This is a genomic window from Hymenobacter sp. (assembly GCF_036388155.1).
Classification (GTDB): domain Bacteria; phylum Bacteroidota; class Bacteroidia; order Cytophagales; family Hymenobacteraceae; genus Hymenobacter.
Map to the genome: position 1 here is coordinate 70,437 of NZ_DASVSI010000121.1, position 25,146 is coordinate 95,582.

At 62.2% G+C, this 25,146-nt stretch carries 23 protein-coding genes; 11 read left to right on the top strand and 12 right to left on the bottom strand.

Annotated features, from left to right (window positions below; genetic code table 11):
- The first annotated feature begins 446 nt into the window (after nucleotides 1-446).
- Nucleotides 447-1,610, top strand: a complete 1,164-nt coding sequence (locus VF629_RS16605) for a hypothetical protein (protein ID WP_331059610.1) — start codon at nucleotides 447-449, stop codon at nucleotides 1,608-1,610.
- A 69-nt stretch (nucleotides 1,611-1,679) separates the two neighbouring features.
- Here the strand turns inward: VF629_RS16605 and rlmN are convergent, their stop codons facing one another.
- Nucleotides 1,680-2,759, bottom strand: a complete 1,080-nt coding sequence (gene rlmN / locus VF629_RS16610; RefSeq protein WP_331059611.1) for a 23S rRNA (adenine(2503)-C(2))-methyltransferase RlmN — start codon at nucleotides 2,757-2,759, stop codon at nucleotides 1,680-1,682.
- A 115-nt stretch (nucleotides 2,760-2,874) separates the two neighbouring features.
- On the opposite strand from rlmN, the gene VF629_RS16615 reads away from it, so the two are divergent.
- Nucleotides 2,875-3,438: a hypothetical protein gene (locus VF629_RS16615; protein WP_331059612.1), complete on the top strand. Its 564-nt coding sequence runs from the start codon at nucleotides 2,875-2,877 to the stop codon at nucleotides 3,436-3,438.
- Here the strand turns inward: VF629_RS16615 and VF629_RS16620 are convergent.
- Nucleotides 3,427-3,855: a thioesterase family protein gene (locus VF629_RS16620; protein WP_331059613.1), complete on the bottom strand. Its 429-nt coding sequence runs from the start codon at nucleotides 3,853-3,855 to the stop codon at nucleotides 3,427-3,429. The two genes, VF629_RS16615 and VF629_RS16620, sit on opposite strands and share 12 nt — an antisense overlap.
- A 21-nt stretch (nucleotides 3,856-3,876) precedes the next feature.
- On the opposite strand from VF629_RS16620, the gene mnmD reads away from it, so the two are divergent.
- From mnmD to VF629_RS16635, 3 genes are all read left to right on the top strand, one after another.
- Nucleotides 3,877-4,587, top strand: a complete 711-nt coding sequence (mnmD, locus tag VF629_RS16625) for a tRNA (5-methylaminomethyl-2-thiouridine)(34)-methyltransferase MnmD (protein ID WP_331059614.1) — start codon at nucleotides 3,877-3,879, stop codon at nucleotides 4,585-4,587.
- Nucleotides 4,588-4,934: 347 nt separating this feature from the next.
- Nucleotides 4,935-6,218: a DUF2157 domain-containing protein gene (locus tag VF629_RS16630; RefSeq protein WP_331059615.1), complete on the top strand. Its 1,284-nt coding sequence runs from the start codon at nucleotides 4,935-4,937 to the stop codon at nucleotides 6,216-6,218.
- Nucleotides 6,211-6,777, top strand: coding sequence for a GDYXXLXY domain-containing protein (locus VF629_RS16635; protein ID WP_331059616.1), 567 nt, complete (start codon nucleotides 6,211-6,213; stop codon nucleotides 6,775-6,777). Before VF629_RS16630 ends, VF629_RS16635 begins: the two co-directional genes overlap by 8 nt.
- Before the next feature lie 219 nt (nucleotides 6,778-6,996).
- On the opposite strand, the gene VF629_RS16640 is transcribed toward VF629_RS16635, so the two are convergent.
- From VF629_RS16640 to pheS, 8 genes are all read right to left on the bottom strand, one after another.
- On the bottom strand, nucleotides 6,997-7,839 hold the full coding sequence (locus VF629_RS16640) for an energy transducer TonB (protein WP_331059617.1): 843 nt from the start codon (nucleotides 7,837-7,839) through the stop codon (nucleotides 6,997-6,999).
- Nucleotides 7,836-8,363 (bottom strand): biopolymer transporter ExbD, encoded by a 528-nt coding sequence (locus VF629_RS16645; RefSeq protein ID WP_331059618.1) that lies wholly within the window; start codon nucleotides 8,361-8,363, stop codon nucleotides 7,836-7,838. Before VF629_RS16645 ends, VF629_RS16640 begins: the two co-directional genes overlap by 4 nt.
- 307 nt (nucleotides 8,364-8,670) lie before the next feature.
- Nucleotides 8,671-9,261: a 5-formyltetrahydrofolate cyclo-ligase gene (locus tag VF629_RS16650; protein ID WP_331059619.1), complete on the bottom strand. Its 591-nt coding sequence runs from the start codon at nucleotides 9,259-9,261 to the stop codon at nucleotides 8,671-8,673.
- The gene (locus VF629_RS16655; RefSeq protein ID WP_331059620.1) at nucleotides 9,254-9,664 is read right to left on the bottom strand and encodes an Imm50 family immunity protein; all 411 of its coding nucleotides are present in this window, start codon (nucleotides 9,662-9,664) and stop codon (nucleotides 9,254-9,256) included. The genes VF629_RS16650 and VF629_RS16655 overlap by 8 nt, the downstream gene beginning before the upstream one ends.
- A 22-nt stretch (nucleotides 9,665-9,686) precedes the next feature.
- The gene (gene bshC / locus VF629_RS16660) at nucleotides 9,687-11,279 is read right to left on the bottom strand and encodes a bacillithiol biosynthesis cysteine-adding enzyme BshC (protein ID WP_331059621.1); all 1,593 of its coding nucleotides are present in this window, start codon (nucleotides 11,277-11,279) and stop codon (nucleotides 9,687-9,689) included.
- 206 nt (nucleotides 11,280-11,485) lie between these two features.
- Nucleotides 11,486-12,799 (bottom strand): 30S ribosomal protein S12 methylthiotransferase RimO, encoded by a 1,314-nt coding sequence (gene rimO, locus VF629_RS16665; protein WP_331059622.1) that lies wholly within the window; start codon nucleotides 12,797-12,799, stop codon nucleotides 11,486-11,488.
- A 129-nt stretch (nucleotides 12,800-12,928) separates the two neighbouring features.
- Nucleotides 12,929-14,086 (bottom strand): acyltransferase family protein, encoded by a 1,158-nt coding sequence (locus VF629_RS16670; protein ID WP_331059623.1) that lies wholly within the window; start codon nucleotides 14,084-14,086, stop codon nucleotides 12,929-12,931.
- Nucleotides 14,087-14,264: 178 nt separating this feature from the next.
- A complete protein-coding gene (gene pheS / locus VF629_RS16675; protein WP_414653898.1) occupies nucleotides 14,265-15,344 on the bottom strand; it encodes a phenylalanine--tRNA ligase subunit alpha in 1,080 nt (359 codons plus the stop codon).
- 96 nt (nucleotides 15,345-15,440) lie between these two features.
- On the opposite strand from pheS, the gene VF629_RS16680 reads away from it, so the two are divergent.
- The 3 genes from VF629_RS16680 to VF629_RS16690 all read left to right on the top strand — a co-directional run bounded on the left by VF629_RS16680 (nucleotide 15,441) and on the right by VF629_RS16690 (nucleotide 17,267).
- The gene (locus VF629_RS16680) at nucleotides 15,441-16,055 is read left to right on the top strand and encodes a hypothetical protein (RefSeq protein WP_331059625.1); all 615 of its coding nucleotides are present in this window, start codon (nucleotides 15,441-15,443) and stop codon (nucleotides 16,053-16,055) included.
- Between the two features lie 211 nt (nucleotides 16,056-16,266).
- A complete protein-coding gene (locus VF629_RS16685; RefSeq protein ID WP_331059626.1) occupies nucleotides 16,267-16,698 on the top strand; it encodes a hypothetical protein in 432 nt (143 codons plus the stop codon).
- 197 nt (nucleotides 16,699-16,895) lie between these two features.
- Entirely contained in the window at nucleotides 16,896-17,267 is a 372-nt protein-coding gene (locus tag VF629_RS16690; protein WP_331059627.1) for a hypothetical protein, read from the top strand.
- Between the two features lie 13 nt (nucleotides 17,268-17,280).
- Here the strand turns inward: VF629_RS16690 and VF629_RS16695 are convergent, their stop codons facing one another.
- Complete coding sequence (locus VF629_RS16695; protein WP_331059628.1) at nucleotides 17,281-18,516, bottom strand: pitrilysin family protein; 1,236 nt, start codon at nucleotides 18,514-18,516, stop codon at nucleotides 17,281-17,283.
- Nucleotides 18,517-18,600: 84 nt separating this feature from the next.
- Nucleotides 18,601-20,091 (bottom strand): ArnT family glycosyltransferase, encoded by a 1,491-nt coding sequence (locus tag VF629_RS16700; protein ID WP_331059629.1) that lies wholly within the window; start codon nucleotides 20,089-20,091, stop codon nucleotides 18,601-18,603.
- A 238-nt stretch (nucleotides 20,092-20,329) separates the two neighbouring features.
- Here VF629_RS16700 and VF629_RS16705 point away from each other — a divergent pair, with 238 nt between their 5' ends.
- From VF629_RS16705 to VF629_RS16715, 3 genes are all read left to right on the top strand, one after another.
- Nucleotides 20,330-20,920: a hypothetical protein gene (locus tag VF629_RS16705; protein WP_331059630.1), complete on the top strand. Its 591-nt coding sequence runs from the start codon at nucleotides 20,330-20,332 to the stop codon at nucleotides 20,918-20,920.
- 301 nt (nucleotides 20,921-21,221) lie between these two features.
- On the top strand, nucleotides 21,222-22,880 hold the full coding sequence (locus tag VF629_RS16710; protein ID WP_331059631.1) for an FAD-binding dehydrogenase: 1,659 nt from the start codon (nucleotides 21,222-21,224) through the stop codon (nucleotides 22,878-22,880).
- A 162-nt stretch (nucleotides 22,881-23,042) separates the two neighbouring features.
- Nucleotides 23,043-25,043: a dehydrogenase E1 component subunit alpha/beta gene (locus tag VF629_RS16715; protein WP_331059632.1), complete on the top strand. Its 2,001-nt coding sequence runs from the start codon at nucleotides 23,043-23,045 to the stop codon at nucleotides 25,041-25,043.
- Nucleotides 25,044-25,146: the final 103 nt, after the last annotated feature.

Sequence of the window (25,146 nt, forward strand, 5' to 3'; positions counted from 1 at the left end):
GGCTGTGTATGGCGTGCTTGGACGAAAAAAGAATCTTCGCGCACTGATGAGGATATTCGGGGCCACAAGGTTGCACGCGCTTCGGCAATTTTGATTGGATACCCTAGGCTGCATGACGCCTTTTTTAAGAATTCTCATTGTCCATACACCCTAGCTCAATGGGCGAGTTGGGTGTCGAGGCTGAATGAAACCAGCGCTTGGGTGGGTGAATTAGCCATTGGATTTCCCCAAAGCGCAACGTCCTTGGTGAAGAGATAATGTCTTTGATTTCTATTTTGGGCAAAGAAGTAATGTTTTAATTAACTACTGAGTATCAGTTTATTGTTTTTCAACCCAAGGCGGTGCCTAACCAGCAAAAGCCTTGCTGAAAAGTCCCAAATAACTATAAATTGAATTGCAACCATGTGCGGGTAGCAGGCCATCTTTGAGGAAAATTAAGCCCCTCCATGAAGCTACTGGTACGTTGCATTTGCTGCTCGCTGGCGCTGACTAGCCTGCCCGCCTGGGCCCAATCTTCGGCCGAACGCATACTGGTGGTCAGCCCCGCCGTGGGCGAGCTCATCGACGGGGCCGAAAAAGCTCGTTTTGGCCTCTTTCCCAACTACGCCGCCGATGATTTCCAGGAAGCCCGCTTCGTACAGGCCCTGACCGCCGACAGCGCCATCACCTTGCGCACCCGCCTGCGCGGCGGCCGCGAGGTAGCGCGCCCCTACACGGCGGCGGAATACGCGGCCGTGCAAACCACCATCGCCCGCCGCGCCGAGGAGCTGGGCATATCGGGCGCCGCTCCCGCAGCCCGCCCCAGCGCGACTCCCGCGGCCACCAACCGGTCAACTCCCGAAATCATCGGCCGGACCTACAGCGTGGAGCTGAGTTCGGGCAGTTCCTTCACGGGGGTTTTGCGGGCGGCCACCCCGTTGGAGCTGGAGTTTGACACCAAGGACCTGGGCATTGTGCGCGTGCAGCGCAGCAACGTCGCCTCGTTTGCGCTGCTCAATGCCGAGCAAGCGCGGCGCGGCTACGACGACGTGGGCAACGGCACGCGCATGTTTTTTGCGCCCACGGCCCGCAACCTGCGCAAAGGAGAAGGCTACGTGCAGGACATCGACATCTTCCTGATTGGGGCCAACTACGGCATCACCGATAACTTTTCGGTGGGCGTGCTGGTGCCCGTGCTGCCGGGCTTGGGACTGAACGTCTTCGCCATCACCCCCAAGTTCAGCGTACCGGTCAACGACAAGTTCAACGTGGGCGCGGGCGTGCTCTATGCCAACGCTTTCGGCTACGGCGGGGGCATTGGCTACGGCGTGGCCACCTACGGCACGGCCGATAATAACCTGACGCTGGGCCTGGGCTACGGCTTTGGTGGAGGTGATGTGAGCAGCTCGCCGGTAGTGGTAGTGGGCGGTAACTTGCGGGTGGCCCGGCGCCTCTCGCTGGTTACCGAAACCTACGTGGTCGACGGCGGCTTGGCGGGCCTAATTGGCGCACGCGTGGCGGCTTCGCGCGTCAGCGGCAGCTTGGGCCTGCTCTACGTCAGCGGCAACGAAATTGGGGGGATATACCCGGCGTATGCGGAGTTTGCCTACCGCTTCGGAAAAATTAAGTAACCACCTCAACGCACAGAAAAGCCCGTTCTCCGGCGAGAGAACGGGCTTTTTTATTTACTCAGAAAACGCTTACGCAGCCTCGGCCTTTTCCTTCACCGCCAGCTGCCCGCAGGCAGCATCGATGTCCTTGCCGCGCGAACGACGGATGTTGGTTTGCACGCCGCGGTCGGCCAGGTACTTGTGGAAGGCCGTGATTTTGTCGGCTTCGGCGTTCTGGTAGCTTGCGTTGTCGATGGGGTTGTATTCGATGAGGTTGACCTTGCAGGGCAGCCACTTCGCAATTTTGAAGAGGTGCTCGGCGTCGTCCAGCCCGTCGTTGAAGCCGTCGAACACGATGTACTCGTAGGTGACTTTGCGGCCAGTTTTCTGGTGATAGTACTGCAGGGCTTCCTTGAGCGCCGCCAGCGAGTTGGCCTCGTTGATGGGCATGATTTCGTTGCGCTTGGCATCGGTGGGCGCGTGCAGCGACAGGGCCAGGTTGGCCTTCACGTCGTCGTCGGCCAACTTCTTAATCATTTTGGCAATGCCGGCCGTGCTGATGGTGATGCGGCGCGGGGCCATGTTCAGGCCGTCGGGCGCGGTGATGCGGCGCACGCTTTCCACCACGTTGGCATAGTTGAGCAGGGGCTCGCCCATGCCCATGTACACGATGTTGGTAAGCGGCGTGCCGTACTGGGCCTCGCACTGCTCCCCAATGCGCACCACCTGGTCATAAATCTCGGCCGCGTCGAGGTTGCGCTTGCGGTCCATGTAGCCCGTGGCGCAAAACTTGCACGTGAGCGAGCAGCCCACCTGGCTCGAAATGCAGGCCGTCATCCGCGTATCGTGCGGGATGAGCACGCCTTCCACCACGTTGCCGTCGTAGAGCTTGAAGGCCGACTTTATGGTGCCGTCGCTGCTGAGCTGCTTGTTCTGCACCGTCACGCCGTTTATTACGAAGTGCTTATCCAGCAGCTCACGCGTCGCCACCGAGATGTTGTTCATCTCTTCAAACGTGGCGGCGGTGTTTTTCCACAGCCACTCCAGTACCTGTTTGGCACGGAAAGGCTTCTCGCCGTGCTCGACCATAAAGGCCTTGAGCTCGTCGGGCGAGGTTTTGCGGATGTCACGCTTTTTAATGACGGGGGCGAGGGGCAGTTCCAGCAGCATAGCACAAAGATACAAGACGACAGGGCGTTGGGTTCCCGCGTCTCATCGCATTAATTGGTAGCGATGAGTAGCTTGCAGAAACCACCTGTCGGCAATTGCCTGCCTAGAACTGTTTATGCTATCCGAAACAGCATGTCCCGCTTATGCTCGCTATTTGTATACTGACGAGTATTATACCAACGATGCTATAAAAACCTTTCAGGCCGATTGTACGCGGCAGCATCAAGGCCGGAAAAAGGGAGATGGGTACGAGCGATTTGTGAACTGGACGCGACAAGGCAACGAACTGCTAATCTTTACGGGGCGTGCTTACGCTGACCTAATTGTCCCTAAGAAATTCAACGGCATTTTTCGCCTTGCTAGCCCTCGTGAGTATCAACTGGTAAATTTTGAGCTCACACAGTCAATTTTGCTACTGGGCGGACTGCATCCCTTCAATAGCATTGAACTCGGCCATAAACATCTCTGTGTGCTCACTTTCGAGGAAGAAGTACCAGCTTTGTTTGGGAGACTCCACAAAGAAGACGGGTCCTATCGCGCCCCCATCGAGAACCGTGAACAATTGGGTTTCTGCAATGCTCGCGACTTGCCAGCCATCACCGAGCGTTTAGAGAAAGTAGCCCAGCTGCGGTCACAGTACGGCAAAGAGTGGTGGAACTATGATGAGTTATCTGCCTAACCGGGCCGCCAGCGCCTCCGGCAGCAAGCGCAGCTTGCGCACGTTGTAGTCGAAGCAGAGCATGCCGGTTTTGGCGCGGGCTATTTCTTTGCCGGCTTGGTTGTGCACGTGGTACACCACGTCGAAACCGTACTTGCTGGCGTCGGCAGCGGCCATTTGGATGCGTAGCACGTCGCCGTGGAAGGCCTCGCCTTTGTACTCCATGGCCACATCCACCATGATGAGGCCGAGTTTGCTCACGGGGTCGTAGTCGCTCTCCAGGCCCAACGAGCGCAGGAAATGCACCCGCGCCTCGTGCAGAATGCTCAGCAAGGCGTCGTTGCCGAGATGGCCGCCGTAGTTGAGGTCGGTGATGCGCACCGCGATTTCGGTGGCGAAGGAGAAGGTGTCGGGCAGGGCTACTTTTACGCGGGCCATGGTTTCAATGAAGAATTAAGAATGAATAATGAAGCATTATTCGGGGAGCCAAAGGTAGAGGTGCGCGTGACGGGCGACGGGTCGAGCACGCTCTACGTGCCGGCGCTGGGCGAGCATTACCACTCCACGCACGGGGCCGTGCAGGAGGCGCAGCACGTGTACATAGGCGCCGGGCTGGCGCCGGCGCTGGCCGGTGCTCAGTCCCCCGTGAGGGTGCTGGAGGTGGGCTTCGGAACCGGCCTCAACGCGCTGCTCACGCTGCAGCAGAGCCTGGCTGCGCCCGTGGGCATTCGCTACGACACCGTGGAAAAGTACCCACTTTCGCCCGCCATCATTGCCCAGCTCGGCCTGGAGCGCTACGTGTTGAACCCCGAGCTGCTCGCCTTTCACGAGCGGCTACACGCGGCGCCCTGGAACGAAACCGTCCCGTTGACGGCTCGTTTCTCGCTGCGGAAAATCGAAGGGGCGTTGCAAGGAACCAGCTTCTCACCCGACCAGTACCACGTCATTTACTTCGACGCTTTTGCCCCCGAGAAGCAGCCCGAGCTGTGGACCGAAGCCATCTTTGCTACGCTCTACGCCGCCGCTGCGCCGGGCGCGGTGCTGGTGAGCTACTGCGCCCAAGGCCAGTTCCGGCGGAACCTGCGGGCCGCGGGCTGGCTAACCGAAAAGCTGCCCGGCCCGCCCGGCAAGCGCGAAATGACGCGCGCCGTGAAGGCCCGCGTGGCCTAGCAAAACCTACGGGCGCGGGGTAAGTACCTACGAAAATCTGACACTCCGTTCTACACGCGTCATGCCAACCAGCTCATCCATAGAAATTTATTGTCCCCGCTGCCAGTGGGAGCCCGACGGTGGCGCGCACTGGCGGTGCCATTGCGGGCATATCTGGAACACGTTCGATACGGCGGCCGTATGCCCGCACTGCCGCTACCGGCACCGCGACACGAGTTGCCCCGCGCAGCCTGGCGGGTGCGGGCAGGTTTCGCCGCACATCGACTGGTACCACGGCCTGAGCGAAGCCATAACGAAAATGGTTGAGGAAGCACTTACTACGCCGGTTGGCGTATGTTGCATGGTAAATGAGTCGTAAATTTCTTGAAACCGAAGGCCCGGTGTGGGTGGCCGAAGGCATCATCAGCGAACAGCAGCGGCAGCAGTTGCTGGCCCGCTACCCCACCGAAGTGCGGGCCCTGGGCCTGCTGCCGGTGCTGGGCAGCATCTTGGTGGGGCTCAGCGGCCTCAGCCTGGTGGCGGCCAACTGGCAAGCCTTGCCTGAAATCGTACGGCTGGCCTTGCTGCTGGGCAGCTTCGTGGGCGCTTACGCCGCCGGGGCCTATTTCCTGCGCCGCGGCAACCCCGACCTGGGCCACGGCCTCATCGGCTTGGGGCTGATATTGTTCGGGGCCAGCATCATTCTCACCAGCCAGCTCTACCAGCTGGTGGGCTACGACGCCAGCGGCCTGCTGGCTTGGGTGGTAGCCGGCGTGGCCCTGAGCTACGCCTACGGCTCGCGGCTGCTGGTGCTGCTCACGGTGCTAATTGGGGCGGCCGTGCAAACCTATTGCGTGGAGGCGTTGGGCAGCTTTAGCTACGCCACGGCGCTGCTGGTGGCGGCCGGCATTGGCTACTACTGGTGGCGGCGTCCCGATGTGGTGAGTAGCCACGTGCTGGCCGCGGGCCTGCTCTGGCAAGCCGGACTGCTGGTGGCGGTGCTGCACGCCAAAATCACCTGGTTTTTTGTGCCGGCCATGGCCATTTACGCCGTCGGCGACTGGCAGCAGAACCGCGCGGGCGGCCGGGCGTTGCAGGTGCCGCCGCTCATTGCGGCCTACCTGTTCATGTTTGGGCTGGCCACGTTTGGCGAAACCGATACCTACGCCAACGTGCTGCGGCCGCCGCTGCTGCCATATCTGGGGGCGCTAGGGGCGGTGTTTGCGCTGTCGGTGGCCGGCAAGCGGGCGCAGAAGCGCATGAGCACCTTGCCCGACTGGCTGCTGCTGTTGCCGGGCTTCTACCTTCCTGGCGGGCTGCCCTTGGCGGTGGCCACGCTGGTGGTACTCTACGCCCACGCTGGCTCGGTGCTGGCCCGCGCCCATCGCGACGAGGACCCCGACCAACTGACGATTGGGGCCGTGCTGTTCGTGGCGGCCACGGCCGTAGCGTATTTCAAGCTGACCTGGGGCTTCCTCGACAAGTCGGTGTTCTTCTTGCTCGGGGGCGTGTTGCTGCTGAGCCTGAGCTGGTACCTGCGCCGGCGCAACGCCCAGGTGCTGGCTGCGGCCGGGCCCCCGGTAGCGCAGCAAGCCGGCGCTCCGCCCATCATTCCGCCCGCACCTTCTGAAACCCACACGAGCAATGACTGACCTGCTGACGTGGTTCTCGAACCCGGCGCGCCGGCAGCCGCTGCTGCGCATACTCGTGGCGGCGCAGGTGCTCTACGTGCTGGGCGTGGCCGGCGCGGGCTACGCCACGGCGGCGCTGGGCGAACACGTGGTGCTGGCCACCACGCCCATCGACCCGCGCGATTTGCTCTACGGCGACTTTGTGCGGCTACGCTACACCATCGGCGAAAACCCGCTTAGCCTGTGGCGGGGCGCCGAGCCCCCGCGCCGCCGCCAAGGCGTATTCATGCTGCTGGCCCCCGGCGCCGACAGCCTGAGTGTTCCCGTTGGCGTCTACGACCGAGCGCCCCGCCCCGGCCCCAACCAGGCCGTGCTCCGGGCCTGGGTGACGAATGTGTACCGCAATTCCTTTGCCCTACGTTTTAACCTGGAGCGCTACTACGTGCCCGAAGGCAGCGGCCTGCGCCTGGAGAAAGCCAGCCGCCTGCACCCGCTCCGCGTGCACGTCAGCATTGCGCCCTGGGGCCAGGCCCGCATTGCCCGGGTGGAGGAGCCTAGACGTGGAAAGGAGAAAAAGTAATAAGCCGCGCTGTCATTGCGAGCGCAGCATGGTAATCCGTCTTGTTCTGAGCGACCAACTAGGTAGTGCGACAGGCCAAATAGAAAGCCCTACCGGGTACGACCCCGGCACGGCGCAGTGCCGGGGTCGTACCCGGTAGGGCTTGTCACTTCTTTGAGGAGTCTGGTTGGCACAGGACGGATTGCCGCGCTGCGCTCGCAATGACAGTTACCGAGCAGTTTACTGGATTTTGTAAGTGACGGGAACTGTGAAGGACACGTTCACATCACGCCCGTTTTGCCTGCCAGGAATAAACTTAGGCAAGGCAGCGATGGCCCGCATGGTTTCTTCGTCCAAGCCCGAGCCCAAGCCTTTCACGATTTTTACGTCCACGACTTCCCCGTTCGTATTCACCGTGAAGCTGGCGTACACACGTCCTTCAACCCCGTTGCGTAAGGCCAAGCTAGGATATTTCACCTGCTTCTGAATGGCTGCCACAATTGCAACCATTCCGCCGCCACCTTGTAGCTCAGGCATTTGTTCCACATAAGTGTATGGGGCCGAAGTTTCTGGCTTTCCTATCACACTGTTGCCATTTCCAGGCGTGAGAGTAGGAGGTTCATTTGGGCCAACACTAGAATCGCCTTCGACAGTTTTCAGGCCTCCTGCTGTCTTCAGTAGTTTATCACGGTCTGGCACCGCATCCGTTTCAGTAACCAGCTTATCCTCTACAACCACCGGCACCACATCTTTGATTGTGGGCTGCTGCTGTGGGGGCTTTGCCGCAGGCTCTGGCTCTACCGCAGCAGGGGGTGGAGGAATGATTTTTGGTTCTACAAAATCAACTATGATTGGGTTCGATGGAGCTTTAGGCACGGCGACCGGCGGTACATTATCCTCCAGCATCCGTGCCACAATTGGAGACGCTATCAGCAACGCAAAAATGGCGGTGGCGATGACCAGCGCGCGTGTCACGTGGCGCTGGTAGAGGGCACGAAGCTGATAGGCTCCGTAGTGCCGGTTGCGACCATCGAACACGATGTCGTTGAGGCTAGCCGTGGCCAGCTGAGAGTTGGTCATCATAATGTTGCGGTTTTAACAAGGTTGATGTCATCCTGAGTCATTTTGACCAAGGCGTACTTTTTTTGATTGGTGATGCTCATCTCGTCCAGGATGTCCACCATGTCCTGGTATTTGGCATCGGCGCCGGGCTTGATAAGCACCACCAGGCCGGCTTGCTGTTGTTGTTTGGTCAGGATGGCCTGCCGAATGCCGCTGGCGGCGAAGGTGGTTGTCTTCAACTCTGCGGCGGGCACCGTCTTGTCCTGCGGCGCATTCAGGCCGAAGAAGTAGTGCACTTGGTGGCCCTTGCCCAAGATGATGGTCATGGACTTGCTCATGGCTACGGGCGTCCGCGAGTCATCCTTCACCGGCATCTGCAAGTCCATTGCGTAGGGCTTGGCGAAGGTGGTGGTGAGCATGAAAAAGGTGAGCAGCAGAAACGCCAGGTCCACCATTGGCGTCATGTCGACGCGCGTCGACATCTTCTTTGCTCGTCGTTTGCCGGCCTTGGGTGGGCCGGCCGCATTCTGCTGAATTTCGGCCATGGGTTCTATCAATTTGAGGTGAGAGATGCCCGACCAACGCGGTCCTTGAATAACTTATTGCTAGGATGTTACGGCCGAAAAATAAATTTTTAACAGCATACTAATATGGCAATAAGTGCCGTTTCCTGCGGATGCCCTGGCGTGTGTGGGGCGTAAGCAAAAGCAGTGAAAAAACGGTCCTGCTGAAAGCCCGTCATGCTGAGCGCAGCCGAAGCATCTCGCTCGTAATAGCATATGATTACTTGCGCAGTAGAGATGCTTCGGCTGCGCTCAGCATGACGGGCTTATGGCTTATGGTCCACACGGGCTAAAAGCGCCACACCCGGCCCGGCGTGATGTAGGCCGTGAGCGGCACGTCGGTGGCCAGCACGTCGGCGATGCGCCGGATGGGCGGCTCGTTCAGCAGGTTGAGGCCGATGAACTGCGTGCCCGGCCGGCACTGCGCCAGAAACCGGTCGTAGAACCCGCCGCCGTACCCCACGCGCTGCCCGGTGCGGTCCACGGCCAGCAGCGGCACCAGCACGGCGTCGAGCACGGCCGGCAACACCTCGGGCGCAGTCACGGGGTCGGGCACTGGCTCTTCAATGCCCCAGCGGTTGTGGGTGAGTTGGGTGTCCGGCCGCAGTTCGCAATGCCGCAGCGACTCGCCGTCGGGCTGTACCACGGGCACGGCCAACTGCAGGGGCAAGTCCTCGCCCCACACCCATCTTATCACCTCCCAAGTATTGGGCTCGTTTCGCTTTTGTAACGGCAGAAACAGGTGCAGCCACTGCCAGTCGGCCACCGGAAACTGGCGAAATAGGCTCTCGCGGAGCTTGTCGCTGCGGCGGGCCACTTCGCCGGCATCCAGCGCCATGCGACGGGCGAGAGCGGTGCGGCGTAGGTCGGCTTTAGTCATGCGAAGGCCGCTGGAGGTCACCGTCCAGTAATGTGACACTTTTTACGATTACCCGCTCTGCCTCAATGTAGCCACTCACGCCATAGGATGGTTCAACGTCACAGATAATCAACTTGTCTTTACGGGTAAAGCCAAGACTGAAAACGACGTTTTGATGGTTGAAACCTGTGAGTTCATGGTCTTGCACTCCGATGAATTGCAACTCGATTAAGCAATGCTTGGATGGACTGGAGGTGGCTTTATCAAATCCACTCACCGTGAACACCTGCAGCGTAATCACTGGCCAGTAACCAGGCTCGGCACGCTCAAAAAGCACGCTTACTATCTCCGCGTCATGGAAAGCCGGCCACTTCCCAAGCTGCGAAATGACCAACTCTTCATTCTCGATGACAACGGATTCCATGGTTGGACGTGAACGGAGTTGTTTACTCTTCTTCCAGCACCGTGAACTCCAGTGCCAGCGGCTCAAAGGCGTCCAGCAATTGCTCAATAAACCCAGGGTTGTTAATCAAGATGCTGAGCACGTTCTCGCTGCGTTCCTGCAAGCCGCCGCCGGGAAATAGTTTCTCCTTCAACGCCGTGAGCTGGGCGTAGGCAGTTTCGTGCTTGGCCTCGGAGGCTTTGCTGAGACGCTTTTCTAGTCCCGCAAGGCCGGCAGCAGCTTTTTGAGCTTCGGCGGCCACGGTTTTTACCAACGTAGGGTCGAGGCGCTGGGCCAGGTCCTGCACTTGCTGGAAAGCCGCGGCCAGGGCCTGCTGCTGCTCTTTCAGGCTGATTTCTTCCTGGCCCAGCGCGGTGCCCACCTGCTTTTTCAACTCGGGCAGGGGCCGGAAAATCTCGCGTCCGTCCAGGCCCAGCTTCTTCAACTTGCCGCTGTTGGCCCGGCTGATGTATTCGGCCGAGTTGCGTGGCAGCACCATGGGGTAAGGCACGCCGAAGGCCGCAAACACGTCCTTCAGCTGAAACCAGTACGCCACTTCCGCCGCCCCGCCGATGTATACTAGGTTGGGGAGCAGCACCTCCTGGTACACCGGCCGCAGCACCACGTTGGGGCTGAACTGCTCGGGATGTTGGCGGGCCAGGGCCAGCAATTCCTCCTGGTTGTGGCAGCGGGCGGTGTTGCGCACGGTCACTTCCACGCAGTCGGCGCCGTTGGCGTCGGGTTCGAGGCGCTCGCGCTTGCCTTCGTCGGTGATGAAAAACAGGTTGATGGGCCGCGAATACACCTGCGGCTTGTAGCCTGCCGCGGCAAGGCGGGCATTGGTGGCCTGCACGGCCGCGTTGGACACCTGTTCTTTGATTTCCTTCTCCAGCACCGGCACAAAGGCCTGTTTCAGCGCCGGCCGGTCGGCGTCGATGGTGACCAGGCCAAACTCGCCAAACAGCGAGTCGGCCAGCTTGCGCGTGGCTTCGGCCAAGGTTTTTGAATCGGCATAAGCCTCATGAAAAGCCGCCGGCACTTCGGGTGGCAGTTGGCTCAGCAGTTGGTCGGCAAAGCCGTCGAGCGGCAGCCGGCCAACGGGACCGCCGGGGTTGGCTGCATCCCAAGCGTAGGTTTTGCCAAACAGTGAGAAATGGTTGATTTCGGCAAAGTCGTGGTCTTCGGTGGCCATCCAGTACACCGGCACGAAATCGTGTTGCGGGTGCGCTTCCTTCAGTTGCCGGCTCAGCTTGATGGCCGACACGATTTTGTAGATGAAATACAGCGGCCCGGTCAGCAAATTGAGCTGGTGCCCCGTGGTGACCGTGAAGGTGGTGGGCTGGGCCAGCAGCTGCAGGTTCGCCTCAATGGCGGTGGGGGCCGTGCCGTACTGTTCGCGCAGGGCGCTTACCAGCCGCTCGCGGGCTTCGGGCGTGTAGGCGGCTTGCTTTTCCTCCATTTGAGCAGCGAAGTTTTCCAGTGCCGGAAACCGGTTGTAGAAGGGAGCCAGCGCCGGCTTTTGGGCTAAGTAGTCGGTCAGGAGGCTGGAAAAGGCGCCGGTTTCGGCGTAGGGCAGCGTGGTACAGCGAGTGGGCATGGGAAAACGAGCGGGGCCGGGTTCAGTGTGAACCTTCGCCAAGGGCAAAAGTCCGCACAAAACCCGGCCCCGGCCGAAAAGTTGCTTTTAGTGCCATAACGAGGTAGAGACGCATACTTGCGTCTCTGCGTTTGGGCCTATTGATTATAATTCGCACGCCATTGTTCAGGGCAATTTGTTCAACGACGAGACAGAAATATGCGTCTCTACACCAAATGCCCGTAAAGGTCGAAGTCCGAAGCGGCATCAATCTTTACGTTTGCAAAGTCGCCGAGACGCACAAAGGTGTCGCGCTCCACGGGCACCAGCACTTCGTTGTCCACTTCGGGCGAGTCGAACTCGGTGCGGCCCACGAAGTGGCCGCTTTCCTTGCGGTCGAACAGCACCTTGTAGGTCTGGCCCACGCGGGCTTCGTTCAGCTCCATCGAAATGCCCTGCTGCAGCTCCATGATGGCATCGGCGCGCTCCTGCTTCACTTCGGCCGGCACGTTGTCCACCAGCGTGTGCGAGTGGGTGTTTTCTTCGTGCGAGTAGGTGAAGATGCCCAGGCGCTCGAAGCGCGTCTGCTCCACGAAATCGTACATCTCCTGGAAGTCCTGCTCGGTTTCGCCAGGGTGGCCGCTGATGAGCGTGGTGCGCAGGGCAATGCCCGGCACGCGCTGCCGAATGGTATCCACTAGCTCGATGGTGCGGCGCTTGGTGATGCCGCGGCGCATGCTCTTTAGCATGTTGTCGGAGCCGTGCTGCAAGGGCATGTCGAGGTACTTGCAGATGTTTTCACGCTCGGCCATCACGTCCAGCGCATCCAGCGGAAACTGCGAGGGGTAAGCGTACTGCAGGCGAATCCAGTCGATGCCGTTCACGTCGGACAGGTTGCGGAGCAGGTCGGCCAGCTTGCGCTCGCCGTAGTGTTGCAGGCCGTAATACGTCAAATCCTGGGCAATCAAAATCAACTCCTTGGTGCCCATGCTGGCCAGGCGCTTGGCTTCCTTCACCAGGTCCTCAATGGGCCGGTCCACGTGCTTGCCGCGCATCAGCGGGATGGCGCAGAACGAGCAGGGGCGGTTGCAGCCTTCCGCAATCTTAAAGTAGGCGTAGTGCTTGGGCGTGGTAATGAGGCGCTCGCCGATGAGCTCGTGCTTGTAGTCGGCGTTGAGCACCTTCAGCATCTGGGGCAGCTCCAGGGTGCCGAAATAGGCGTCTACCTGCGGGATTTCTACTTCCAGCTCGTCCTTGTAGCGCTGCGAGAGGCAGCCCGTCACATACAGCTTGTCGAGGCGGCCGGCCTCTTTCTCGTCCGCGTAGCGCAGGATGGTGTCGATGCTTTCCTGCTTGGCGTTGTCGATGAAGCCGCAAGTGTTGATGATGACGATGTTGGCGTCGGATTTCTCGGCCTCGTGCGTCACGTCGAAGTCGTTGGCTTGCAGCTGGCCCATCAGGACTTCGCTGTCCACGATGTTTTTCGAGCAGCCGAGGGTGATGACGTTAACTTTATTCTGGGTCTGATTTCTAACCTTCACAATCTCTGATTTAAACGGATTACCCGTGATGTCGCGGGCGCGGTACTGATGGCCGGTGCGCCAGTAGCTCCGCGGAAAAGGGGCTGCCAGCGCGAATAGGATAGTTTGCTTTTCAGCCGAACCCCAAAATTACGACGTAGCCAGTCCCCGCCCACCAGTGAGCACTGCATAAGTGCTTGGCAGCACGCGCCGCAGCAGCGCGCCCAAGCCCACGCTTAGCCCAATGATGAGCAGCGGCAGCACCAAATACGTGAGCAAGTGGATGTGCGGAACGGCCCGTCCATAGCGCAACGCCAGCTCGGTGGTATAGTTCACCAGCGGCACGTGCAGCACGTAAATCATGAACGCAAAGCCCGTCAGCCACTGAAACCAGGCCCGGGCCATGCACCAGCGCACGAGGCCGTTCAGCCCAAACCACGCCACCAGCATGCCGCTGGCTTCGCCCACCTTGTGCAGCGCCAGCATGCTGAGGGCCAAGGGCAGCGAAAACGGCGGCCCCACCTGGAACGCCAGCCAGGTTTTCAGCGCGACGCTGCCCAGCCACACCGCCGCAAACAGCCCCAGCCGAAACCAGCCAGGTGGCGTGAGCACATCCTTCTGGCGCAGGGCCAGCCACATGCCCAACCCAAAAAACAGCAGCCCGCCGCCCTCCAGAAAAGGCAGGTCTATCATCAAAAACCACAGCAGGCCGGTGATGCTGAAGTAAATGGCTGGCCGCCGCAGAACAGCCACGCGCAGCCACGGGTACGCCAGGTTGTAAATCAGCAAACTCCGCAAAAACCAAAGTTGAAACGCTGCCGGCATCACTAGCCAGCGCTGCACCAGCTCGCCCACCGAGTATTGGCTGAGCAGCTGCCGGGGCCAGAACGGACTGATTTCGGCGTCTACAATGGCTTGGCGGGGCACGGCAAACTGCTCCAGCGCCCACAGCGCCGCCAGCCACAGCAGGCTCCACAGCAGATAAGGCAGGCCTAGGGTGCGCAAGCGGCGCCGGACGCGTTGGCCGTGCGGGGCGTCGCCTTCGCGCCGCGCAAAGAGGTAGCCCGAAATGGCAAACAAAATCGGAATGCGGAAGCGCAGCACCCCGTTGGCCAGAAAATATTGCAGCCAGGTGCCGGCCGTCAGCGGTTCGTCTACCGGCGTGAAGGGCTGCAGGTAGCGCGGGTGCAAGTTGTAAGCGTGCACATAAACCAGCAGCACCATGGACACCAGCGACCAGAATCGCAGCTTCTGACTAAGAAAAGGGTCGAGGCGAGTAGGAGAGGGGACGGTATGGGAGAGTGGCATGCCTCCAAGATGCAAAAAAGCGGGAAACGGTTGGTTAGCCAACCGTTTCCCGCTGCTCTAAAGGGGTTGAATGATTGTAGAGACGCGACCCTTCGCGTCTCCGGGGCCGCGCCAATGGGCAAATACAGGTCTAATCGTTCAACGCTGAGACGCAAGTATGCGTCTCTACAACCTTCTATTACAGCGCCTCGAATTGCCGCAGGAAGCGCATGTCGTTTTCCGTGAACAGGCGCAGGTCCTTAATTTGGTACTTGAGCATGGCGATGCGCTCGATGCCCATGCCCCAGGCGTAGCCGGAGTATTTCTCAGGGTCAATTTTGGCGTTTTCGAGCACGGCGGGGTCCACCATGCCGCACCCGCCGATTTCGACCCAGCCCGAGTACTTGCAGATGTTGCAGCCCGCGCCCTTGCAGATGAGGCACGTAATGTCAATCTCGGCGCTGGGCTCGGTGAACGGGAAGAAGCTGGGCCGGAAACGGATGTTGATGTCCTGCCCGAACAGCTCCTGCACAAAGTAGTACACCGTCTGCTTGAGGTCGGCGAAGCTCACGCCTTCGTCAATGAAAATGCCCTCCACTTGGTGAAACATCATGTGGGCCCGCGCCGAAATGGCCTCGTTGCGAAACACCCGGCCCGGCATAACCCGGCGGATGGGCAGCGGCTCGGTTTCCATCACCCGCACTTGCACGGTAGAGGTGTGGGTGCGTAGCAGGTGGGGCTTGGGGTCTTGGCTCTCGCTCTCAGCCAAGTTCCCAAGTCCCGAAGTCCCCGAGTCCCGGCTTTCCACGAAGAACGTGTCCTGCATGTCGCGCGCCGGGTGGTTTTCGGGGAAGTTGAGGGCGGTGAAGTTGTGCCAGTCGTCCTCAATTTCGGGGCCTTCGGCCACGGCGAACCCGATGCGGGCAAACACGCGCAGCATTTCCTCGCGCACCAGGCTCAGCGGGTGGCGGGTGCCCAGGGCGTTGGGCACGGGGGGCAGGGTGTAGTCGAAATCGGGGTGGGCGGGGGCGTTGTCGGCGGCGGCTTCGGCGGCTTGCTGGGCCTCGTCGAAACGGGCCTGGGCCTGCTGCTTCAGGGCGTTGAGCTGCTGGCCCACGGCGCGCTTCTCTTCGGCGGGCACGGCCTTGAGCTGGTCGAACAAATCGGCCAAACGGCCCTTGCGGCCGAGGTAGCTGATGCGAAAGGCATCGAGGTGGGCGGTGGTGCTAAGGTCGGCTGTCGTAATTTCGGCCGCAAGGCTGGCAATGGATTCCTGCATCATAGGCCACAAAGTTACGGCAAGGGGCCCACCCTGGCCGAACGTTTCGCGTATGCCAGGGGTTAGTCAGTCTCGCCATCAACTTTTCCTGCCGAAATGAAATCCACTCTCTTCTCTCTCATTTTGACCGTGGCCGTGGCCACCGGCGCATCAGCCCAGGACGGATGGGGTTCCTCCGACGGGTGGGGCGCCCCCAAGAAGTCGACCCCCAAAAAGGCCGCCACTTCCGGTAAGTCCCAGGCCGCAGGCCAGCAAAAAGCGGCTCCGGCCGCCGCCGCTCCCGTGGCTCCCCAGCCCGAACCAGCCGCAACTCAACCCGATGCCAGCGCAGGCAGTGCGGCCGCCGGTGGCGGCTTCGGCGGTGCGGCGGGTGGCAGCAGCAACGCTTCCTCCAGCATGGGCATGTCGGCCGCGCCCGGCACGCCGGTGATGATGCAGAGTGGCCGCAACGTATTGGCCAACGACGCCGCCGCCGCCCGCGAGCGGCGCCTCAAGCACCGGGCCGGCCGCCCGGCTGCTGCACCCGCTGCTGCCCCCGCCGTGGTTGAGCAGCCTGCGCCCGCCGCGCCCGCTCCAGCCCCCGCAATGGGCGCCGAGGGCACTGCTGTGGGCACGAGCAGCAACGCTGGCGCCGCCCAGCCAGCTGCCGCCCCCAAGACTACCAAACCCAAGACTACAAAGAAGGCTGCCCCCGCCCCCTCGGGCTGGTAGGCTGACTTTCGCTTGGTATCGGGAGCCAAACGCTCCCGCTTAACTCTCGAATTATCGAAATTCGAGAGTTATAAAAAAATATTTTAAGCCTCAAAAACCCGTTTTAACGGGTTTTTGAGGCTTTTTTGCTTGAGGTAAGCTCGGCGAATGGAGAATCGGCACGGTTTTGTAATTGTCCCTTACATCCATTCACAAACTTCTCGCTTCAGCTATGCTACGTTCCCTGTTTACCCTCGCTCTCTCGGTGTTCATGTTGGCTGAAGCCAGCGCTCAAACCGCTCCGGCCGCTGCCACTACCACCAAAACGAAATCGGCCAAGGCCTCGGCTCGCACCGCCGCCCGCACTGCCAAAAAAGCTCGCCGCGTGGCCGTTAAAAGCGCCCCTGCCGCTCCCCTGAACGACGGCTGGCCTCCCCTGGATGAGACGAGTGCCGTAGCATCGGCCACGACTGCCGACAACGGCTGGGGCACCGAGGCACCGGCCGCCGCTGCCAGCACCTCGCGCGGCGAAATCGACAACCAGAACGTGCACGCCGCTCCGGGCATGCCCATCCACGTGCGCACGAGCAACGGCATGGTGCCCTACAGCGTGCGGCCTCCCCGCAAGCCTGCTGCCCAAACCACGCTCACGCCCGGCAACTAATCCCGGTCTGACCGGGACACGGCTCAACTCAACGAGTCTGGTTCCCAGTTCATCGGCTCCCGCCATCCGCGCCGTCACTTTGTTGACCCAATGCGCGTATGGTTGGGAGCCGATGAGCTTTCAGCTTTGCTGAACCAGCCAAGGCCGGCTTCGCCGCCCACTCCCCCGCCACCTCACATTTATTTTACTACTGACGAATGCTACGCTACCTCCTCGCCTCACTAGTTCTGCTTGCCTTCACGGCCGCTGACGCCAACGCACAAACCACGACCCGCGCGGCCCGCAAAAAAATTGCGCCCTACTCCAGCCGCGGCCCCAAAAAGCCAGCCGTGAAGATTAATCCTCACACCGGCAAGCCCTACGGCGCCGGTGTATCGCAAGACCTGAAGGACGGCACGGCCTACCTGGCGCCCGGCATGCCCATGCGCAAGCAGGAAGGCTACACCAACAACGGCGGCTACAACGACAACCGCACGCCGCGCCCGCGCTACACCAAGCCCGCCAACAGCTCGCTGTCGCGCGATGCCAACGCGCCCGCACCCGCCGCCAAGAAAACCACCCGGAAGTAAGCCGGAGGCCGCGCTACACGGCTTCGTAGTACAAGGTGCTGCAGTTCTCGGGCCGCAGCACCGACTCGGCGGCCTGGCGCACGTCGGCCACGGTCACGGCCTGAATGCGGCGGCTTTCGTCGTTCACCAAGTTGGCGTCGCCCTGCAGTTTGCTGTAAGCCAGGTTCAGGGCGCGGTTCAACAAGTCGATTTCTCCAAAAACCAGGCTGCTTTCGGCCTGGTTTTTTACTTTTTCCAGCTCCTGCGCGTCCACGTCTTCGGCCAGGAACTCGGCCACCACCGCTTCCACGGCGGCATCGGCGGCTTGCAGGTCAACCCCCGCATTCAGCTTGCCACTGATGACGAGCAGGCCGGGGTCGAGCGAGCCGGTGAGCGAAGCGGAGATGTTGTTGAACAGCGCTTGTTCTTTGACCAGCCGCTGGTGCAGGCGGGCCGACTTTCCGTGGCCCAGCACGTCGCTCAGCAGGTCCACGGCGTAGTAGCGGGCGTCGCCGCGGGCGGGCATGTGGTAGGCTTTGTAGAGGGCGCTCAGGGGCACCGGCGCGGAGGCGCGCAGCTGCCGGGCTTCCTGCTGGGCCGGCTCGGCGGGCAGCTGGCGCTGGTAAGCCGGGCCGCCGGAGATGGGGCCAAACCACTTCTCGGCCAAGCGGCGCACTTCGGCCGCGCTCACGGCACCGGCCACTACCAGAATGGCGTTTTGGGGCGCGTAGTGCTTCTGGAAAAAGCCGCGCACGTCGTCCATTACGGCATTCTCGATGTGCGAAATTTCCTTGCCAATCGTGTTCCACTGGTACGGGTGGGTGTGGTAGGCCAGGGGCTTGAGCTTGAGCCACACGTCGCCGTAGGGCTGGTTGAGGTAGCTCTGCTTGAACTCTTCCACCACCACTTTGCGCTGCACTTCCAGGCCGTTTTCGGAGAAAGCGAGGTTGAGCATGCGGTCGCTCTCCAGCCAGAAGCCAGTTTCGAGGTTGGCGGCCGGCAGCGAGAGGTAGTAGTTGGTGACGTCGGAGCTGGTGAAGGCGTTGTTTTCGCCGCCCACGCGCTGCAGCGGCTCGTCGTAGCTGGGGATGTTGACCGAGCCCGAAAACATGAGGTGCTCAAACAAGTGCGCGAAGCCGGTGTGGCCGGGGTCTTCGTCGCGCGAGCCCACGTCGTACATCACGTTGAGTACGGCCATGGGGGTGGAAAAATCTTCGTGAACGATGCAGCGCAGGCCGTTATCGAGGGTGAATTCGGTGAAGTGAATCATGAAAGCAAAGATGAGAGGAGGGAGGCCCCGGGAACAACTCTTCGGGCGCGGTCCGCTAGCACTACACCGCGGCCGGGCCGAAAGTTACCGGCGGGCCTCGAGTAGCAGCGTCACGCAGGAATCGGTTCGCAGCACCACGCTGGTTCGGTAGTGCCTTTCCCAGCGGCGGCGCAGGGCCGCGCCGCACACCACCACAAACTCGCCAGTCGCCGTTTCGCGCATTTTGGGCACGGGCACCCGCTCAATGACGTGGCCGTGGCGCATTTCCGTGGCCGTGCGGTAAAACATCGGGCTGTCGTTGAGCAGCGTGTCTTCGGCAAAGCTGTACCGGCGCAGCTCCGGCAGGACCTGAACCTGGTGGTTGAGGTGGTTGCCCAGCCGCAACGACGGCCTGGAGTAGCGCAGGTCGTATATCCGCGCCAGGGCCCGGCACTGCACCCAGTAGGGCTGCGCCACCACCACGGCCAGGATGGCCACGCGGGCCGCCGCGCTCAGCTGCCAGCCCTGCTGGGTGGCCACGGCGCGCACCGTTTGGAGGATGCCCCCCGCGGCCAGCAAGGCCAGGAGCGGGTACATGGGCGCGTCGTACCACTCCAGCCGGTTTTGGGTTAGGGCCAGCACCACCATGAAAGAGCCCGCCACCGACACCACCAACCGGGTCAAGTACCACCCCGGGCTCCCGGTGGGCAGCCGCCAGCCCAGCAGCCCGCCCAGCAGCACGGGCACCGTCCAGTGCTTGAATTTTATTTCGGCCCAGGCCGTGAGGTAGTACCACCAGCGCGTGTTGTGCCCTTCGAGTTGATTCAGGGCCGGGCCGCCCAGCTCGAAATCCCACACGGCCTGCCAATAGCCCGGCAATGCGCTTTCCCGCACCACGTACCACGTGGCCATGCCCCCCAACAGGACCCCCACTGCCAGCCACGGGGCCGGCCGGCGCAGCCGCTGGCCTTGGCCCACGGCAAACGTGGCCACCACCAGCCCCGGCCCAAACAGCAGCCCGGCCACGCCTTTGGTGAAAGCTGCCAGGAAGAAAAAGCCCCCCGCCAGCCAGGCCTGGCGCGCGCGTCCTTCGGCCAGGTAGCGCAGCCAGGCCAGCGTGCCCAGCGTGGTCCAGAGCGTGAGCAGGGCGTCAAAGTCGCCGGTGCGCGTCACGTGTAGGCTGACGTAGCCGGCCGAGGTGAGCAGAATCAGCGCCGCCAGCAAGCCGCCCTCCCAGCCCCCAAGCCAGCGGCGCCCGGCCTGAAAGACCGCCAGCGTAGTGGCCAGCGCCGCCAGGGCCGCCGGCAGGCGCAGGCCCAGCTCGCCAGGCCCCAGCAGCCGGAAGCTCAGGGCCAGCAGCCAGGGCCACAGCGGGGGTTTGCAGTTCCAGAGGTCGGGTTCCTGCTGGCTTTCGCGCAGTATCAGCCATTCGCGGTTGCGCAGGATGTTGAGCCCGTTCAGGCCCGTGCGGGCTTCGTCCCATTGCTGCACCGGGTGGCTGGTCAGCAGCCAGAACAGCGGCAGGTAAGCCAGTAAAATAACCACTAAGACCTGTCCAATGCGCCAGTATAAAGTTCGGGTGGGAGTGAGCGGCATGGATATAGCCGAAAGAATAAAAGGTGGGAGAGATTTAAGAGGACCAAGGTAACAATTTGCAGACAGCTCCGCACCATGTCGCAGGTACGTTGGAGCCGGCTCAGAAGCTTCCATAACCGCTGGGCGGAGCCTAAACGGAAGTCAAGAAAAGCGGGCTCGCAGGCCGCTCGAACCGAAATATGTTCCTGCTACCTATCTTTCGTCGGGGCTCGTACCAAGCCAGCCACCCACCCGCATCATGCAGCTGACGCTACCGTTCACTTTCGCGCTGAAAAACCTGCGCTTTCTGCTGCTCCTGCCGCTGCTGGCCAGCTGCGACGACGTGGCCGACCAGCTCTACCCGCAGCCCCAGCCGGTGCAGCTGCCCGCCGAAACCAAGGCCGGGGCCAACACTTTTGGCTGCCTGGTAAATGGGCAGGTGTGGGAAGCCAACAACGCCACCACCCTGGCCGGCAACGTGCTCACCCCCAACGCCACGTACCACCACGGCGAGCTGCGCATCGATGCGTTTCGACGGCTGCAAGTGGACGGTCCCGTGACGAATTTCTACTTCACCGCCACCCGCGTGACCGGGCCGGGGGTGTACGCGCTGCGCCAGGGCCGCAGTGCCCGGCTGGAAACCCTGAGCCGGGAGTATGGCTACGTGGCCGATACCCTGCGCGTGGGCACGCTCACCGTCACGCGGCTCGACACGACCGGCGCCCGGCCCGTGGTCGCCGGCCGCTTCGAGCTGCGCGCGGTGTCCCGCGGCGCCAGCCGCAGCGCCGAGTTTCCGGCCGAATTGCGCATCACCGCAGGCCGGTTCGACATCCAGCTGAACCGTCGGTAGGAGGCTGGCTGGCCGGGCTGTTCGGGTTTCGCGCGGGTGTGCCGTTGAAGGGCGGGGCGTAAGGATGCATCGCACGGAAAAGGCCGTCATGCTGAGCGCAGCCGAAGCATCTCTCCCGCAACACTAAACCTGATTAGTTGCGCGGGAGAGATGCTTCGGCTGCGCTCAGCATGACGAGCTTTTTTATTCGGTCACTTCCGCGCGAGTGTTTCACGACAAAGTGTGACCTGATGGGCTCCCGTTCCATTCCCTGATGCGGTGGCCTCACGGAAAATACTCGGCTTGCCTACTATATTTCCGCATGGAAACTCCTCATTCCGCCGACGTTCTCATTATCGGGGCTGGGCTGGCGGGCCTCGTGGCTGCCGCCGAAGCCACTGCGGCCGGCAAAAAAGTGCTGGTGCTCGACCAAGAGCCCGAGCAGAATCTGGGCGGCCAGGCCTTCTGGTCGTTCGGGGGCATTTTCCTGGTAAACTCACCCGAACAGCGCCGCCTGGGCATCCGCGACAGCCACGACCTGGCCTGGAACGACTGGCTGGCCACGGCCGGGTTCGACCGTCCCGAGGACCATTGGCCTCGCCGCTGGGCCGAGGCTTATGTGCAATGGGCGGCCGGCGAAAAGCGCGCTTGGCTGCGCGAGCGCGGCATGCGCTTCTTCCCCGTGGTGGGCTGGGCCGAGCGCGGCGGGGCGGGTGCCGGGGGGCCTGGCAACTCGGTGCCGCGCTTCCACGTGACCTGGGGCACCGGGCCGGGTGTGGTGGCGCCCTTTATTGCCCAGGCCCGCGCGGCCGAAGCCAACGGCCTGCTCACCTTCAAATTCCGGCACCGGGTAAACGAACTGGTGCTTACCAACGGCGCCGTAACGGGTGCGCGCGGCGAGGTGCTGGAGGCCAGCGACGTGGCGCGCGGCGCCTCCAGCAGCCGGGTGGCGACGGGCGAGTTTGAGCTGAGCGCGGGGGCCGTCATCGTCACGGCCGGCGGCATTGGGGGCAACCACGAGCTGGTGCGCCGCAACTGGCCCGCCCGGCTGGGCACCGCCCCACCGCACATGATTTCGGGCGTGCCGGCCCACGTCGACGGCCGGATGCTGGGCATCACGGAGGCGGCCGGGGGCCAGCTTATCAATTCCGACCGCATGTGGCACTACACTGAGGGTATTCAGAACTGGGACCCCATCTGGCCCATGCACGGCATCCGCATTCTGCCGGGGCCGTCGTCGTTGTGGTTCGATGCGCGGGGGCAGCGCCTGCCCGGCCCGCTCTACCCCGGCTTCGACACGCTGGGCACGCTGGCCCACATTCAACAGACGGGCTACGACTACACCTGGTTTATCCTCACCCAAAAGATTATTGAGAAGGAATTTGCCCTCTCCGGCTCGGAGCAAAACCCCGATTTAACCAACAAAAGCATCCGCCAAACCTTGGGCCGGGTGCGCGGGGGCGGCACGCCGCCGCTACGCGCTTTCATCGAAAAAGGCGCCGACTTTGTGGTGCGCACCAACCTGCCCGACCTCGTGCGGGGCATGAACGCCCTCACTCCCGAGCCCCTGCTGGACCTGGCCACCATTCAGGCGGAAATTGAAAACCGCGACCGCCAGCTCCGCAACCCCTTCGGCAAAGACGCGCAGCTGACCGCCGTGCGCGGAGCCCGCCAGTACCTCGGCGACCGCCTCATTCGCACGGCCAAGCCGCACGCCCTGCTCGACCCCGCCAACGGCCCGCTCATAGCGGTGCGCCTGCACATCATCACCCGCAAAACCCTGGGCGGCCTGCACACCGACTTGCAAGGCCGCGTGCTCGGGGCCGACGGCCAGCCCATTGCCGGGCTGTTCGCCGCGGGCGAGGTGGCGGGGTTCGGGGGCGGCGGCATGCACGGCTACCGTGCCCTGGAAGGCACGTTTTTGGGCGGCTGCATCTTCTCGGGCCGGGCGGCGGGGCGTGCGGCGGTGGGGGCAGTGTAGCGCGCGAGCTTGCAGTTCTCGGCTTAGAACGCCTCATTGAACCGATGTGAGAACGTGGGCCACAAGCTTGCGCTACCATGCGCTGCTGCTCCAACCGCCAAGGTTGAGGCGGGACCGGCAGGGCCGCTACCTTTGCCCTTCCCACCCCACCTTTTTGCTTTTATGAGCCCAGTTGCCACCGCCCTGCAATTCGACCGCCACGACCACTCCAACGAAACCCTGCTGCACCTCTACCAGCACCTGTTGCGCCCCCGGCTGATTGAGGAGAAAATGCTGATTTTGCTGCGTCAGGGCAAGGTGAGCAAGTGGTTTTCGGGCATCGGGCAGGAGGCCATTTCGGTGGGCAGCACCCTGGCGCTGGAAGCCGACGAGTACATCTTGCCGCTGCACCGCAACCTGGGCGTGTTCACGGGCCGCGGGGTGCCGCTGGGGCGCTTGTTTGCGCAGTGGCAGGGCAAGCGCACCGGCTTCACCAAGGGCCGCGACCGCAGCTTCCACTTCGGCACCAACGAGCACCACATCGTGGGCATGATTTCGCACCTGGGCCCGCAGCTGGCCGTGGCCGGCGGCATTGCCCTGGCCGACGTGCTCGACAAAAAGCCCAAAGTGACCCTGACCTATAGCGGCGACGGCGGCGCCTCCGAAGGCGACTTCCACGAGGCCCTGAACGTGGCCGCGGTGTGGCAGCTGCCGGTCATTTTCATGATTGAAAACAACGGCTACGGCCTGAGCACGCCCAGCAACGAGCAGTTTCGCTTCAAGTCCTTCGTCGACAAAGGCCCCGCCTACGGCATGGAGGCCGTGCAAATCGACGGCAACAACGTGCTGGAAGTATACACCACGGTGAAGCGCCTGGCCGAAGACCTGCGCCAGAACCCGCGCCCCGTGCTGGTAGAAGCCCTCACCTTCCGGATGCGCGGCCACGAGGAAGCCAGCGGCACCAAGTACGTGCCGCAGAGCTTGATGGAAGAATGGGCCCAAAAAGACCCCGTGGACAACTACGAGCGGTGGCTCCTGCGCGAAGGCATTCTCAACGAAACGGCCAAGCACAGCATCCGCGAAACCATCAAAGCCGCCATCGAGGCCGGCTTGCAGGAAGCCGACGCCGAGCCCATGCCCACGGCCGACGTGGACGAAGAGTTGGCCGACATGTACCGGCCTTTCGACGCGCCGCTCAACGAGGCGCCGGCTGGCGGTGCCGCGCCCGAAAAGCGTTTCATCGACGCCATCCAGGAAGGCCTGCGCCAGAGCATGCAGCGCTACCCCGACCTCGTGCTCATGGGCCAAGACATTGCCGACTACGGCGGCGTGTTCAAAATCACGGAAGGCTTCGTGGCCGAATTTGGCAAGGAGCGCGTGCGCAACACGCCCTTGTGCGAGTCGGCCATTGTGGGCGCGGGCTTGGGCCTGAGCATCAAGGGGAAGAAGAGCATGGTCGAGATGCAGTTTGCCGACTTTGTGACCTGTGGCTTCAACCAGATTGTGAATAACCTGGCCAAGAGCCACTACCGCTGGGGCCAAAACGCCGACGTGGTGGTGCGCATGCCCACCGGCGCCGGCAGCGCCGCTGGCCCCTTCCACAGCCAAAGCAACGAGGCGTGGTTTACGCACGTGCCCGGCTTGAAAGTGGTGTACCCCAGCAACCCGCACGACGCCAAAGGCCTGCTGTGCGCCGCCTTTGAAGACCCCAACCCCGTGCTCTACTTCGAGCACAAAATGCTGTACCGCAGCCTGAGTGGCCCCGTGCCCGAAGCCTACTACACCACGCCCATTGGGCAGGCCACGCTGGCCGCCATCGGCGACGAGCTGAGCATCATCACCTACGGCATGGGCGTGCGCTGGGCCCTGCAGGTGTGCCAGGACCTGGGCGTGGCGGCCGACATCCTCGACCTGCGCACCCTGTTGCCCTGGGACCAGGAGGCCGTGCGGCAAACGGTGGAGAAAAACGGCCGCGTCCTCATCCTGCACGAGGATACCCTAACCGGCGGCATCGGCGGCGAAATAGCGGCCTGGATTGCCGAAAACTGCTTCGAGCACCTCGACGCGCCGGTGCGCCGGGTGGCCTCGCTCGACACGGCCATTCCCTTCGCGCCGCCGCTCGAAGCGGCCTTTCTGCCCCAGCAGCGCCTGCGCGAGCAAGTCGAAGCCCTGCGCAGCTACTAGCCGCGCGAAAGCCGTGCTTTCTGGCGCGGTTTTCGCGCGCAGGTGCCTTATCTTTCGACTGTTATATCGGATATTCTACTTTTTATACCCACGTCCTACATTG

Excerpts from the sequence above, each read along its gene's own strand:
- VF629_RS16605 (WP_331059610.1), top strand. The coding sequence starts at position 447 with ATGAAGCTACTGGTACGTTGCATTTGCTGCTCGCTGGCGCTGACTAGC.
- rlmN (WP_331059611.1), bottom strand. The coding sequence starts at position 2,759 with ATGCTGCTGGAACTGCCCCTCGCCCCCGTCATTAAAAAGCGTGACATC.
- VF629_RS16615 (WP_331059612.1), top strand. The coding sequence starts at position 2,875 with ATGCTATCCGAAACAGCATGTCCCGCTTATGCTCGCTATTTGTATACT.
- VF629_RS16620 (WP_331059613.1), bottom strand. The coding sequence starts at position 3,855 with ATGGCCCGCGTAAAAGTAGCCCTGCCCGACACCTTCTCCTTCGCCACC.
- mnmD (WP_331059614.1), top strand. The coding sequence starts at position 3,877 with ATGAATAATGAAGCATTATTCGGGGAGCCAAAGGTAGAGGTGCGCGTG.
- VF629_RS16630 (WP_331059615.1), top strand. The coding sequence starts at position 4,935 with ATGAGTCGTAAATTTCTTGAAACCGAAGGCCCGGTGTGGGTGGCCGAA.
- VF629_RS16635 (WP_331059616.1), top strand. The coding sequence starts at position 6,211 with ATGACTGACCTGCTGACGTGGTTCTCGAACCCGGCGCGCCGGCAGCCG.
- VF629_RS16640 (WP_331059617.1), bottom strand. The coding sequence starts at position 7,839 with ATGATGACCAACTCTCAGCTGGCCACGGCTAGCCTCAACGACATCGTG.
- VF629_RS16645 (WP_331059618.1), bottom strand. The coding sequence starts at position 8,363 with ATGGCCGAAATTCAGCAGAATGCGGCCGGCCCACCCAAGGCCGGCAAA.
- VF629_RS16650 (WP_331059619.1), bottom strand. The coding sequence starts at position 9,261 with ATGACTAAAGCCGACCTACGCCGCACCGCTCTCGCCCGTCGCATGGCG.
- VF629_RS16655 (WP_331059620.1), bottom strand. The coding sequence starts at position 9,664 with ATGGAATCCGTTGTCATCGAGAATGAAGAGTTGGTCATTTCGCAGCTT.
- bshC (WP_331059621.1), bottom strand. The coding sequence starts at position 11,279 with ATGCCCACTCGCTGTACCACGCTGCCCTACGCCGAAACCGGCGCCTTT.
- VF629_RS16670 (WP_331059623.1), bottom strand. The coding sequence starts at position 14,086 with ATGCCACTCTCCCATACCGTCCCCTCTCCTACTCGCCTCGACCCTTTT.
- pheS (WP_414653898.1), bottom strand. The coding sequence starts at position 15,344 with ATGCAGGAATCCATTGCCAGCCTTGCGGCCGAAATTACGACAGCCGAC.
- VF629_RS16680 (WP_331059625.1), top strand. The coding sequence starts at position 15,441 with ATGAAATCCACTCTCTTCTCTCTCATTTTGACCGTGGCCGTGGCCACC.
- VF629_RS16685 (WP_331059626.1), top strand. The coding sequence starts at position 16,267 with ATGCTACGTTCCCTGTTTACCCTCGCTCTCTCGGTGTTCATGTTGGCT.
- VF629_RS16690 (WP_331059627.1), top strand. The coding sequence starts at position 16,896 with ATGCTACGCTACCTCCTCGCCTCACTAGTTCTGCTTGCCTTCACGGCC.
- VF629_RS16695 (WP_331059628.1), bottom strand. The coding sequence starts at position 18,516 with ATGATTCACTTCACCGAATTCACCCTCGATAACGGCCTGCGCTGCATC.
- VF629_RS16700 (WP_331059629.1), bottom strand. The coding sequence starts at position 20,091 with ATGCCGCTCACTCCCACCCGAACTTTATACTGGCGCATTGGACAGGTC.
- VF629_RS16705 (WP_331059630.1), top strand. The coding sequence starts at position 20,330 with ATGCAGCTGACGCTACCGTTCACTTTCGCGCTGAAAAACCTGCGCTTT.
- VF629_RS16710 (WP_331059631.1), top strand. The coding sequence starts at position 21,222 with ATGGAAACTCCTCATTCCGCCGACGTTCTCATTATCGGGGCTGGGCTG.
- VF629_RS16715 (WP_331059632.1), top strand. The coding sequence starts at position 23,043 with ATGAGCCCAGTTGCCACCGCCCTGCAATTCGACCGCCACGACCACTCC.